Raw genomic sequence first — 12,947 nt, 5'->3', positions numbered from 1 at the left:
GCGCTCACCCTCGCGTGATCCGCCCGGAAAAATGCAGCTCGCCGCCGGTTGCCGGAATAATCGCGGTGCCGGAACTATGGCGAAGATCATGGATGCGAGGCTGCCGGCTTCGCTTCGGCGCAATCCCTGCCTGTCGCAAGATGCAGCGGAATGTGTAGTTCACAGTCGTCGGGAACATCTTTCGGTGCTGGACCGATGGGAACAGCCAATCACTTTCGCCGGCGCGTTGGCGGCGAACGTCAAGATAACGCTCAAGCGCCCCGATGACCGTCGGATGCAGTGGCACGAGCCGGCTCTTGCAGAACTTGGTCTCGCGGATGTACAGCACACCGTCAGGCTGGATGTCGTCGAGCTTGAGCGCGAGCGCCTCCGAGACGCGTAGTCCCGTGGCGGCGATCAACCCGAACAGCATGACGTAGAGCTGGCGCCGCAGCGGATTGGGCCTCTGATGCCGAAGCTTGGCGGCGGCATCGAGGATGCGGGCGATCTCGTCCGGTGTGTAGATATAGGGGATCGGCCGCTTTTCCCGGCCTCGCGTAACGTCGGCGCGTGGGATTTCATGCCGAGAATCTTCGGCATGCAGGAAGCGCGCAAACAGGATCAGGTCTGTCAGGCGCCGTTCGCGCGCGATAGGCGTGCGAGCAACCGTTGCCAGCCAGGCGAGAACCGATGCGGCGCGGATATGGGTTTCGCCGTGCGCTGCAGCGAAGCGCGCGAAGGCGCGAAGATGCCGTTCAGCCTTGACCAGCTTATAGCCGAGCGTTCGGCGCAGAGTAATGTAGCGGTTCGCGTCGTCGCTCAACATGGCAGCCTCCCACCCCAAGGCTGTGCGATCTCCGACAGCAGGCCGATGTCCACCTTGGCATAGAGCGCCGTGACCGACGGCGAACGATGCCGCAGGACGGCGCCGACGCCGGCAAGAGTGGCGCCATTGCGCAGCATTGCTGTCGCGGCGGAGTGGCGCAGAACGTGGGCACCTCGATGAGCGCTCTTGACGCCGGCCCTGTCGAGTGCGCGGCGCACGATGCATTTGACGGCGAAGCGGCTGAGCGGACGGATAGGCGCCGCACTCGTCAGGAACACACGTGTCGTCGCGATGCGTGGTCGTGCCCGCTCGATATAGGCGATGATCGCATCGCCGATCTCCTGGGTCAGCGGGAGGCGCTCTTCGCGCCGGCTTTTGCCGGCAAGGCTTATCCGGCCAGTCGCCCAGTCGATTTCGTCGAGGGCGAGATTGGCAACTTCGCTCGCCCTCAACCCCAGCCGGGCAAGGAGGAGGATGACGGCCCGGTCGCGCAGGCGGTCCTCGCCGTCACACGCGGCAAGAAGGCGATCGAGGTCGCCCTGCCCGAGGAAGCGCGGTGTCGTCGCCAACTGCCAGCTTGCAAAACTCGGAACTGCATGTTCGCGGCCGACCGGGCATTGCCCGATCGCCACAAGATACTTGAGGTAGGCGCGCGTCGCGACGGTGATACCCTGCGCCCGTCCGCGTCCATGAGGCTTCGCGCGATCGAGCACGAAGCTGCGGATGGCGGCGGCCGTGTAGGCGCTCGGAGCAGTACCAAGCGCCACCAACAGATCGACCAGGATCACCTGATAGGTATCGAGCGTGGAGTCCTTGATGCCGCGCTGCTCCCGCATCCACCGGCGGAAGGCAGCGAGCGTCGGCCAGGTCTCCTCCAGCGACGGCCGTCGCTCCGGCGGAAGGACGCCCATCTCGCGCAGATGGGTGATGAACAGGGCGGCCGCGCCCTGCGGTGCACGCGCCGTCTTGCTACCCCGGAACACCGATGCCGATGCAGCGAAGCCGGCGGCGAGCGTTTCGATCTCGAAGCCAGCCGCACGCACCCAATCGCCCCACAAGGCAAGCACGCGCACCACCTCGATTATGGTTGCCGGCGAGTAATTCCGCTGAGCAAGCCAAACCTTGAAGCCGTCGGCATGGGGCTGTAGCCAGTTGATCCGAACATCCACACTCCGGCGATGTCTGCGCTTTCGCTTTGTCACTCTGTTTTCCTTCGATTTGCTTGTTCACGCCGGAGACGTCCGGCGCGTCGAGCAAACCGAAGGTTGCGATGCCATTCCATGCAAAAGGCGTTTCTTCTCGCACAATCCCCGCGTCCGGGCCGTGTGTCCGGCACGCGCCGGAACGGCCTCACTCAGCGGCGTCATGTTATCCTGCCCGTGCCGCACTCTCGCTGTTGCTGCTGGCGCGCATAGGCCGGTTCTTCGCGTTCTTACGGGCGAGGCCTAACGCGTGCATTGCACAGGAGAGCAGAATGCTGCCGCGACGCGTCCGCAATCACCGCGGTTGAAGATTTTGAGCCGGTGCCCTCCTGTCGGGCTGTTGGGCCCACGTCCATAGCGGCCTTTTTGCTGGCGGATCGCGCGCCACAATACGCTCGCTGCGCTCACCGACCTTTACCCGCAATGGCTCTTCGCGATCTTCTTCCCCTGCCGCCAAGCGGCGGCATTCCTCGCGAGGCAACAAGATCGCTCAATCCGCCATCCTCCGCTTCGCTGCGGGCCAAGGCTGCGGGACGGTCGTTGCGGCGCTCAGAGATCGCCATCAAGGCCGCGATGGTCGCGGGCTTGGAACAGCAACAGGAGATTACCATGGCTCAGATTGGCACCTTCACCCGCGCCGAAGACGGCTCGTACACCGGCACCATCAAGACGCTCTCGCTCAACATCAAGGCACGCTTGCTTCCGACCGAACCCTCCGAGAACGAGAAGGCTCCGAACCTGCGCGTGATGTTCCGCGACGTCGAGATAGGCGCCGCGTGGCAGCGGACCTCCAAGGACAACAACACCGTCTACCACTCGGTGAAGCTCGACGACCCATCCTTCCCGGCGCCGATCTTCGCCAACCTCGTCGCGGTCGATGACGGCTACGCATTGGTCTGGTCGCGGTGATCCGCAAGCTTGCGACGCCTCGCCTCGCGCGGGGCGCCGCGGCTCCTCTTCACGAGATTATGCGGAGTGCCGCGCTGGACAAAGTCCCGAAAAACCTACGTTCACGGCACACCGCTCCGCATAACGCTCTGCTCCGCATAATCGATGGTGCCGGCGAAGACACGGTAGTCCGGGGCTTTCTCCGAGGTGCGGTCGGCCGCGACGATCTTGGCCTTCACGGTACCGAGGGCGAGAGTCTTGACGGTGCCCACGAAGCCGTTGCCGTTCACAGTGAAGTTGCCGATGGTAGCCATGTTCGTATCCTCTTCGGTAGTCGGGCCGCGACCACCGCGACCTCGATGGCTGTCGTTGACCGGAGGCGATTGGACCGCACCCGAAGGGCCGCAACGCAGTGGAGGGCGGCCAGGGCGGGGCTTTCTTGTCTCGCGAGGAATGGGCGCGCAGCGACCAGGGGAAGAAAGCTGCGAACGGCCGTTGCGGTCATGGAATCGAGGCGGAGCGCAGCGACGACGGCCTTCGGTTAGACATGCCAAATCGAGGACGCACTGGGCGCGTCAGGCCGACCGCGGGGGATATGACTGGTGACAGGCACGCGCACCGCACGACAACGGCAGAGCCACGTTGACCAAGAGACTCGCCCGCGCCCCTGAGGGTTCTTTCGAGATACGGCCACCGCGAGTGCGATGCCGGACGAACGCAATTCGTGATGCACCGCCCTTACGCCGCTGCGGGAAGACGTCCTTTGAGGAACAGACGAACATCTCGGGATCCCAGCGGCCCCACGCGGCGAATCCCAGCCGCGCTGGACGAGGTGATGGGGGAAGTGCCTCCGCCTCCGGAAGACGCAAGCGCACGACTGTGCACGCAAGAAGGACCTCGCCGCGAGGCGAGGGCCTTGGTGAACTCATGAAGAGCAAGGGCAAGACGCGACGCGGTCGCGCTCATGCCGCCTGGTCGATTTCGGCCGCCTTCGGCTGAAGGTCGTGCAAATACGTAACAGCGCGCTGCGCGTGCGCCGCCGCCGAAAAGATGAAGCGCTTGTCGTTGGCGAGCACTTCCAGCCACGACGCAAGATAGCTCGCGTGGTCGGCACGCGGCTCGAGTTCCGGCACGATGCCGAGGTCCGCGCTAAGGAAGCAGGCGCCGAGCTCCGCTACATATCCTGACAGTCCAGCCCCCTTTTGAAATTTTACTCCGTTGGGGATGGTGCTGATCATGCGGCCATCTCCTCGGTTCGAGGCTGCTGGGCGTGCATCCAATCAGCCGCCTGTTGAGCCTTGCTGGCGGCGGTGAAGATGGCGCGAGGGTCGTCCTTGAGGAGGCGCAACCAGGATGCCACGTACGCCGCGTGATCGGGCCTGGGATGATGGGCGACCGCCAAATCTGCCAGAATGAATGAAGCGGTCAATTCGGCGGTCGCCTCTTCGATCGGCAGCCAATCGCGCTTGAACCGTTCCAGGAAGTTCCGGTCGAGCCTGTGCTTTGCGCCAGTGGCGTGAGCTGCCTCATGTATTAATGTGCCGGCTTGGGCGGCTGGGCTCGTGAACGCCGCATATTCCGGCATGAAGATCGTGTCGAGGTCGATGCGGTAGTGCGCATTGTAATTGCCGGTGACGATAGGGATCTTCAGCGCATCGATGAATTCGCCGACGTGAGTGAGGCGATCGCTCTCTGGAAGCTTCTCGACGACCTGCGGTTCGTAGCCATCGACTTGGGCGACATTGAACACCGTGAATGCGCGTGCAAAGACGCGGCGACGAGCGTCATCGTCACCGTCGTCTGCATCGTCGTTGATGGCCGCCTTTGCCTGCTTCCACAGAACAACCGTCGTTCCTTGTTCGCCCTTGCGCACCTGCGCACCGACAGCCAGCCACTGCCGATAGGTTCCCCAGAGGCCGTTGGCGTAGCCATGAGCTTGCGCAGCAATCCAGAGTGCGAGCACATTGACCCCACGGTATCGGTTGCCTGACGAGATGTTCTGAGGGCGGGTGATGGCGGTGCCGTCGTGATGCCAGGGCATGCGCCATTCGCCGGCGCCAGCTTCGATCGCGGCGACGATCTCGGCGGTGATGCGGGTGTAGACATCGGCGCGCTCCGCCGAACTCGAGGTATGGGACATGGGAGAATCTCCGCGGCCGGCGGAGCAAGCCTCTCTCACTCCCTCAACCGGCCGCCCGATTCCGGCCCTCCTCGTCCTCTCCCGCCGCCCGACAGGGCGGCCGTCTTTGGTTCTGTGCTGTCTCATCATGATGGGTGCTCCCGTTCGGCCGGGGTCCGTCCCCGGCGGCGGAGCAGCCACCTGCGATGCCCGAGAGCGCGACCGCGCACTCGCAGAGCCGAAGCGACAGCGGAGGACGGCGATCAGCCGTTGCGCGGCCGTGCGGGGCATCGCGCGCTCCGACTATGCCGGGACGGACGCCGACGAGAGCCATCCGGCGCGGCCACAACATCAGGCCTGGAGTTCTGACGTCAGTTGCCGCGATCGATATCGTCGAGGACAGCCTCGATGCGCGCGAGATCCTGTTGCAGAGCGGAGCGCTGTAGCGAGGACAATCGCTTCTCTTTAAGGACGGCTCTCGCCTCATCTGCGGAACGCGCCCATGCTGGCCGGTGTCTGGCGGTGATGCAGGCGTTTGGACAACGTGTTGGTTGGCAAAGCGCCGTCAGCGGCGTCTTGTTGTCGGCGTTGGTTGCCTGCTTCAGGCATAGGGCGGTCCCGGGATCGAAGAAGCAATCGGCGAGCACCCCGACGTGCAATGTGCGCGCGAGACTGGCGAGCATCGTGCGAAGCCGCGCGCGATCTGCGATCATGACTGGAAGGGGATCAAGTTCTGCCGCCGCAGCATCAAGCGCCTTTGATATGCGCGGCGCCGCTGGTCCGGACAGCGTCGAGCCAGTCTGTCGCTCATCGAAGTAAACCAGCAGATCATCGAGTTGCCCAAGCGCACGCTGGCTCTCGACCTCGGCGCGAAAGCCGGACTTGCTGGAGCCGGCATAGCCTTCGAAGGCAGCGACGGAGGCGTGCTTATACTGGATCATGCCGGCGATCGTGCCGAAGGGACGGTTGGCGATATGCCACGCGATCGTTCGGCGAAATTGCCGTGTTGTGATGCGCCAAGGCTTGCCTTCGGGGCTGTTGGGAATAACCGGCTCGTTAACCGTGCCGAACAGCTTATTGAGGTGATCGCGATAAAGATTGAGCTGCCGCACGATCTCGGCAGAGAGGTGATCCTTGCACACGGATTTAGCGGCTAGGACCGGCCAGAGTGTCGTGAGTCCGCGGGCGGTTGCCGCCGGGAACGACAGGCGCTCCAATACCTCGACGGCTTTGGCGACGGGTTCGATCGTGATCCATTCGGCCGCTTGGCCATGGCTCGACTTGCCTTTGTAGGCGACCGATCGGACGCGGTGGCGCATGAGCAGACCATCTTCGCTGCGGTTAATGGAGAGACACCCGCGCTGCATTGCTTGAACTTCGCAGTCGCGCATGCCGCTCAGATAGGCGCACAGGACATAGGCCGCTGATTGCAGCATCCGCTCTTCTTGGGCGAGCGTCTTGGCGTCGAAACGGGGTCGCCACGGTCGACCGGTCTCCGGCAGAAGAGAGATGCAGGTGTCCATGCCGCCGGTCTCAACGCCGAGTTCGCGTATGGCTGCATCGATCAGGTCCGGCGCTCCGCTCGCAAGTTGAATATGCATCCTGGACTCTGCGCGGGCATCGATCCCAATATGGAGATGAAGCAGGTGCGAGTTGACAGGAGGCGATACGTCACCTGTCTCTGGATGCCGCCAAATGGTGCCATTGTGAGCAGTCCCCCAGATCGGCACACCGCGCTCTTCACGCCGGCGCCGCTCAAAGTAGTCCGTGAGACACCGGCGCTGTCTGTCACGGCGCTGTTTGCGGTCGAGGACCTGGTCTGATCCAACAAGCTTAGCGCAATGGGCCTCCAACCGATCAAGCTCGTCGCGGGCGGCGAAGATATCGGGCGCAAACTCGGTGACGTAGCGGATCGACCAGGCCAACAGTGGCGCGATGACTTCTTCCGGCATCCGTGGGGTGCGGTTCTCGCGGACGTGGCGATAACCAGCGACGCGGGCTGGAGCGCGTCCGCTCCATGGCTGGAACCGCAGCCCTCCGGAGAGAAGATGATCGCGAAAAGCATAGAGGTCGACCGGCACTTCGAGAAGGTGACCAACAATGACAGGCCGTCGGCTGCAATCGGTCTGGAGATGGCGGGCATAGTGGTCGAGCAATTGCTGATCGACCCGCGAGAGATCGACAGCGCCGAGTTCGCCGCGGACGAACTCGAAGAAACGGCGCGCCCTGTTGAATATCTGCCGGACACAGGCAGGTGGGAGCTTCTTGCGATGACCAGGAAGGTCGACGTTGAGCCGGGCATAGAGGAACTCCCGGATCGCTTCGCGGGTACCGACGTCTTCGACCGACCGGAAATGTACGGTGACATGGCAGCGACGGGCGTTCTCGCGGAATACGGCCGGACCGAGATCCCAGCTTGCGTCGCCATAGCGAGACAGGCAGCTCCGATCGAAGTCCTTCTTCAGCGGGGCAGAAGCGAGGACCGGCCGGTCATCCAGTTCCTGTAGGCTTGGAGCGAGGGCAACTTTGCTCATGGCCGCACCTCCGGCGGAAGATAGAGAGATTGTTGGGTAGCCTCGCTGCGAGCTTGGGCGATCAAACCTTCGGAGAAGACGGGCAGAATCTGCTGGGTGATGCGCGCATGCGCACGACCGAACTTGATGCTCCAGTCGGCAGCAGAGAGCCCGGCCCGCTCGCCCTCGATAAAGTTCAGAAACGCAAGGATCGCGGGTAGCTTGCGAGCGGTGATGACTGCGTTGCGGCATTCCAGGCAACCCCAGAATGGCTGCGGACAGGGCGAACCTGCTTCAGCAAAGGGACTGTTCTGGAAACCCGAGCACGCCGCGAGCCAAACGTCCTGATCTCCATCCAGGAGCGCCGGCACGCTAATGGTCTGCACGGGGACATCAGCACCCTGGCGCCAAAGAGATTCATTGTCGGGTGATAAAACGATCGGTCCTGCCGCCGCGACAACTTCCGTAAGCGCCTCGGCGACGGTGGCTTCATGCAATGGGCGCAATGACGGAATATCCGCATAGTGACGAGCGGCGATCTCCGGCGTGTGGCCGACGGCAAAGCGCGCCATGTGCCCTTCGGTCTTGAGATACCAGAGCGCCTTATGTGTCTTGCGAAGCCGAGAGAGAATGAGGTGAAGCGGACGGCCATCGTCGTCGATGATGCCGTGTCCAGCGACCCAGTTATCCACCAACTGGTGCGGGTGATCGATGCCGGACCGAAACTGTCCTCGTCCTTTATAGTGATAGACCCAGAGAGACTCGACCGGAAGGAAGCGCCTGGTGAAGCCTGTCACTTCGATTAGCTTGCGGATCAGTCCGCCAGGCGTGCCGAGGCCGCCATCACGAACTCGCAGACGCTTCTGCTCGGCGCCACGCGCGCGACGCTTTATGTAGCTGATCTCGATCGTGCCGGGTCCGGGGTTCTGTAAACAGTCGATGGTCAGCGTCTTGCAGCATTCGATCTCGAGCCCTGTCTCCAATGACAGGAACGTCAGCAAGGGCGGCAGATCGGATGCGAGCAAATGATGGCGGTTATGGACGTCCTCGGAAAAGCTGGAGACCGGCAGGCCACGTCGCAGGCGCATGAAGTACAGGCGTTTGAAGGCGAGGTCGGAGTGATCGATCTTGCCTTCTGCGGCAATCCTGGCTTCAACATCGGCAACCGCACTGCGGAGGTTGGAATCACCCGCTTCGTCGAGCGGGCGGCCGATACGCCGGAAGATTTTGCCGATATCGGCCCGAGCCGCGTCACGTAGCTGACGAGCGACGAACGGGCTATATGCGTCGCGGGGCTGCGAACGACCTGCGGATTGCGCGCTCGTGTAGCTCAGGCGACGGCGGAGCCCCTCATCGAGAAGGGCGGGTTGATCTATATCGATGGAGCGCAGCGCAAGAATCGCCTTCGCGAGGACCGTGTGCCGGTGGATCGGCGTCATGCCGGCGGCCTCAAGGGAGGCTTCGAATCCGTCGATATCCTGCGCCCGAAGCTCGGCTGGCTTCGTGGCATGAGAGTGGTCTCTCAGATACGCGAAAAACCGGCGATATGCGGCAATGTGCTGCTTGATGGTGCTGCGCGCTCCCAACGCACCGCCGAGTTCGGCCTGTCGGCGGACAGCGCCGGCAAAGGCTATCGCGAGTGCTCGCGGACGCAGGTTGGTGAGATCGACTTCGACGATCCCACCATAACACGCCTCGATGTTGAAGCGCAGGCCGAGCACCTGGTCACCGGCATGAGCCGGGACGACACCATCTGCGGGCGCAAAACGAACTGGAGTTCCCTTCCGCGGCCGCCGCCTCATAACGAGTGCTCCGAGGGAAGCAGCGCCAGTAACTCCTCGACGGCGGCATCGACGGTATCGGCGCGCGAAGCGATATGATCGAGATAGATGTAGGTCGTTGCGAGGCTGGCGTGGCCAAGGAGGCGCTGGACCTGTTGCAAGGGATCGCCGAGGATCTGCCGATATCCCTCCATCGATCCGGCGGCCAAAGCTGCATCGCGCAGCCGATGCTGGATCAGCATCGCAAGCATATGCACGGCAAAGGTATGGCGGAGCTGGTGCGGGGTGATGTTGATCGAAAAGCCTAGAGACCTGCACCGCTCGGATGCCCGGGCAAAGATCACTTCCCAGGAGTTCGGTTGAACCGGAAATCCGACTTCTGTGAGCCACAGCACTGCCGGCTCGCTCGGTGTACCGTCGTCATCGCAGACGATAATCTTGCTGCGCTCTTCAGGGCTGAGCAGATCAAGGGCGATGTCGCTCCGGTCGAGCAACCGCAATCGGGAGGCTGACCGCTCCCTGTGAACGAAGATCGGACGTTCGAACGATTGCCAGCCGGAGCGTCGCCGGAACTTCGTGACCGCATGAGCACGTTCAACCGCAATGTAGGCTCGCGCCTGTTCAAGCAGTCGACCGGAAAGAAGGATCTGGCGACCACGATCACCCTTGGTCATCGCGTCCGGCAGATCGAGCCACACCTGTCGAGCTGTTCGCCGGTCGACGGCAGCAAGGTCGGATGCAAACAGAAAGGAGGCTTCCTCCAGCCGAAGACCTGTCGTGACAAGGAGATCGGAAAACAACGCATTGCGAATGCCGTTGCGGTCGCGGGCGCCGGGACGCGTTCCGCCATCCGGCAGCAACCCTCTCAGGCCGACGTCCCGAAATATGCGGTAGTCATCGAGCGTGACAAAGCTGACATCCGCTCGACGTGCAGCCGGCTCATAGGCGTCGTTGCGTGCCGTAATCTGCGCTCGCCGGCCGCCGTATGCTTGCCTCCAAATGGAGCGGTGCGTGAACGGCGCCTCAGAGACCAAGCCCTCGTGAACACCCCAGCGATAGAGACGATCGAGACAGGCAACAGATCGATTCCAGGAAGCCGCGGAGATACGTTGGCCAGCCTCGGCCCGGCGACGAACTCGATGGTAGGCAAGGACGTCGCGACGGTCACCTTGCCATACGGACTTGCCGCAGGCTTCCGAAAGGAAGCGGACCCAGACGAGGACGTCATAGCCGTATGCACGAAGGGAGTGCCGCGAGCGAACGCCATTGAGAGGAAGATCACGGAAGAAACGCTCCAGATCAGGATCGTAGAGCACCCCGTCCCGGAGGATCATGGGGACGTGGGCATCAAGCCCGTCTGCTGATCGGCGCTCCTGAATGGTGATGTTCGAAGCCGGCGTTACCTTGTCCACAAGTTCAACCTTCCCCCGGACCCCCATCCGGGGAACCAGCATCAACGAAGGCGTTCAGCTTGCCCGGCGCTATCCAGGCCGGCCGCGGCCAGCTATGTGGGAGCGCTGCGGCCGGCGGTGACCACCGCAAAGCCGTCCGCCCGCTACGGCGCTATTGGATGGCGCGCGTGCGGACGGCTTTGCTCTACCGAGCTACACACAAGTGGCGACACGACCTATCGCCTCCGTCGGTCCTGTTGCATCGACGTCAGCAAGACACTGAGAGTCGGTGCAGACTGTCAAGATAATGCGACAAGCTCCTCGCGGGCACGCTCGCTGCTGTCCTTCGCGTAGCGGCTGAGATCGCGATTGACGCGGTGCGCCGGCGCGGTCCAGTGCACGCACTCATGCGCGAGCGTGGCTGCATAGCTCTCGGCGTCGCGAAAGGCCTCGAACGACGGCATTTGGATGAGGTCGAGCGATGGCGCGAAGAACGCCTTGTCGCCGCCGTGCCGGATGGTCGCGCCGGTGTTGGCGAAGAACGCGTCCACGTGTGTGATACGCTGTGCCGGTGGCGCGCTCGGAGCAGGGCGCGCATAGTAGTGGTCAGGCAGGCCGTCGATCTGCTCGACGCAGAACACAGTGTAGGCCCGCAGAAACGGCACGGTCCGCTCGACGTCGTCGCCGTTGTCGTTCGTCTCGGTCTTGGTGATCTTGTTTGCGTAGACCACCATCGTTCCATTCTCGCCCTTGCGGACGTGGCCGCCGAGCTCGAGAGATTGCTTGAATGTCATCCACATCGGCGACGTGAAGCCGCGCGACAGGGCTTCCGACCACAGCAGCACGACGTTGATGCCCTGGTAGGGCATCCCGTTGTGGCGCAGCGGCCGTGTGATGCGCCCAGCAGCGCTGGTCGCATTCCAAGGTCTGATCCACGGCCGCACGCCGCGCTCCAGGTCCGCGACGATGCGATCGGTGATGCGTGCGTAGATGTCGGCGCGCGGCTTTCCTTCGTTCCTCCTCATTTCAACCTCCATCTCGGAGGCCGCGCCTGCCGCGGCCCCTCACGGGGGTCCTCCGCGGCGGCACCAAGGTGCTCGCGCACCCGGCCGGGCCGCAGCGCAGCGGAGGACGGCGCAGCCGTTGCGCGGGCGCCGTATCCGCCGCACGGACCACCGACCGGGAGGGGCCGCGTTGGCGCGACGTGCCGTTTTCCTGTTGGATTTGCCGGCGACACGAAAAAGGGCCGGTCTCGCGACAAGCCTTCACAGCGGCAAGATGTGGAAGGCGGGGCCGAAGCCCCGCCTTGAGGTCTATTCGAAAGCCGCCATCTGGGTCGCGGCGGCCTTCTTGGTGACGGTTTCGCCGGCGTGCTCCACCTGCCGCTCGAAGGGCTTCCAGGCTTCGCCGATGACCTGCTCGTAGGCGGCGACGGCACCCTCGGCCGCCATGCGGAGCGCGTGCGCCTGGAGTCCCATGTCGGCCGCAAACTCGCGCTTGCGCTGCGCTTGGCTGTCGAAGCCGACAGGGCCGTCGAGGTCCTCGTCGCGAAGGTCGTTGGCAAGCTTGGCGGTGGCTTCGCGCGCCTCGGTGACCGCGCGGGAGTAGAACTGGCCGGCGCCGTGGGCCGAACCGACGTAGGCGCCGACGATGCGCTGAAGGTGGATTTCCATCGCACGCTCGCTGAGCCCGTCCTTGAGGGCGTCGGCGGTCTCGACCACAAGTCGCTCGTGCAGGTCACGGATGCCATCGCTGTCGAGGACCGCAAGGCCGAAGCTCTCGGAGATGCGCAACGTCTGCGCGGAGTCGGGACAGGCGAGACGAACCATTTCGAGCGTCGCGCCGCGGCGAAGCGGAATAACGCGGGCGGTGGCGCGAGAGGAGCGGGCGGTTTTGGTCATGATGAGATCCTTTCTCGGTTTCACCTTGGGAAGCGGTCGGGCCCTTGGCCGTTGCTCCCTCGGATGCGGTCGACCAGAACCGGCACTAGCGGGCCGCTTCAGGGGGCGGCGGCTGCCAGGGCGAGCATGGCGGGCCAAAGGCCGAGCGGGCTTTAGGCCTGCGAAGGACGCGGCCACCCATCGCGAGACGACGGCTGCCAATCGCTTCGCGACTTGCCCTTGAAGCGGACCGCGGACGGTTCAGACCGCAGCACAAACCGAGGGAGCGGCGGCCAAGGATCTGTCCGCCTCCGAAACCGCGGGAGATCGAGGGCAATCCGCGCCACGCTCGACGTCGCGAACGATCT

At 63.7% G+C, this 12,947-nt stretch carries 8 protein-coding genes and 3 pseudogenes; 1 reads left to right on the top strand and 10 read right to left on the bottom strand.

Annotated elements, in window-relative coordinates; all coding sequences use genetic code 11:
* Window positions 1-4 precede the first annotated feature (4 nt).
* Both NLN62_RS49240 and NLN62_RS49235 read right to left on the bottom strand, forming a co-directional pair.
* Window positions 5-805 (bottom strand): tyrosine-type recombinase/integrase, encoded by an 801-nt coding sequence (locus NLN62_RS49240; RefSeq protein ID WP_254114034.1) that lies wholly within the window; start codon window positions 803-805, stop codon window positions 5-7.
* Window positions 799-2,007 (bottom strand): tyrosine-type recombinase/integrase, encoded by a 1,209-nt coding sequence (locus tag NLN62_RS49235; protein WP_254114033.1) that lies wholly within the window; start codon window positions 2,005-2,007, stop codon window positions 799-801. Before NLN62_RS49235 ends, NLN62_RS49240 begins: the two co-directional genes overlap by 7 nt.
* A gap of 609 nt (window positions 2,008-2,616) precedes the next feature.
* On the opposite strand from NLN62_RS49235, the gene NLN62_RS49230 reads away from it, so the two are divergent.
* Complete coding sequence (locus NLN62_RS49230) at window positions 2,617-2,916, top strand: DUF736 domain-containing protein (RefSeq protein WP_254114032.1); 300 nt, start codon at window positions 2,617-2,619, stop codon at window positions 2,914-2,916.
* Between the two features lie 149 nt (window positions 2,917-3,065).
* Here the strand turns inward: NLN62_RS49230 and NLN62_RS49225 are convergent.
* From NLN62_RS49225 to NLN62_RS49190, 8 genes and pseudogenes are all read right to left on the bottom strand, one after another.
* Window positions 3,066-3,209: pseudogene (locus NLN62_RS49225) on the bottom strand (DUF736 family protein); the annotation flags it as partial.
* Window positions 3,210-3,857: 648 nt separating this feature from the next.
* A pseudogene (locus tag NLN62_RS49220) lies at window positions 3,858-4,073 on the bottom strand (zincin-like metallopeptidase domain-containing protein); the annotation flags it as partial.
* A 56-nt stretch (window positions 4,074-4,129) separates the two neighbouring features.
* Window positions 4,130-5,035 (bottom strand): ArdC family protein, encoded by a 906-nt coding sequence (locus NLN62_RS49215; RefSeq protein ID WP_254108994.1) that lies wholly within the window; start codon window positions 5,033-5,035, stop codon window positions 4,130-4,132.
* Window positions 5,036-5,385: 350 nt separating this feature from the next.
* Window positions 5,386-7,548 (bottom strand): integrase, encoded by a 2,163-nt coding sequence (locus NLN62_RS49210; protein ID WP_254108995.1) that lies wholly within the window; start codon window positions 7,546-7,548, stop codon window positions 5,386-5,388.
* On the bottom strand, window positions 7,545-9,329 hold the full coding sequence (locus NLN62_RS49205; RefSeq protein ID WP_254114031.1) for a hypothetical protein: 1,785 nt from the start codon (window positions 9,327-9,329) through the stop codon (window positions 7,545-7,547). Before NLN62_RS49205 ends, NLN62_RS49210 begins: the two co-directional genes overlap by 4 nt.
* Window positions 9,326-10,747 carry a site-specific integrase gene (locus NLN62_RS49200; RefSeq protein WP_254113471.1) on the bottom strand — a complete coding sequence of 474 codons (1,422 nt, stop codon included), beginning with the start codon at window positions 10,745-10,747 and terminating at the stop codon, window positions 9,326-9,328. Before NLN62_RS49200 ends, NLN62_RS49205 begins: the two co-directional genes overlap by 4 nt.
* Window positions 10,748-11,007: 260 nt before the next feature.
* Window positions 11,008-11,724 (bottom strand): annotated as a pseudogene (locus tag NLN62_RS49195) (ArdC family protein); the annotation flags it as partial.
* 288 nt (window positions 11,725-12,012) lie between these two features.
* Window positions 12,013-12,600 carry a hypothetical protein gene (locus NLN62_RS49190; RefSeq protein ID WP_254114030.1) on the bottom strand — a complete coding sequence of 196 codons (588 nt, stop codon included), beginning with the start codon at window positions 12,598-12,600 and terminating at the stop codon, window positions 12,013-12,015.
* Window positions 12,601-12,947: the final 347 nt, after the last annotated feature.

Source organism: Bradyrhizobium sp. CCGUVB23 (genome assembly GCF_024199885.1).
Classification (GTDB): domain Bacteria; phylum Pseudomonadota; class Alphaproteobacteria; order Rhizobiales; family Xanthobacteraceae; genus Bradyrhizobium.
The sequence above is the reverse complement of the archived record's forward strand: the minus strand, read 5'-3'. Positions and strand labels throughout refer to the sequence as shown.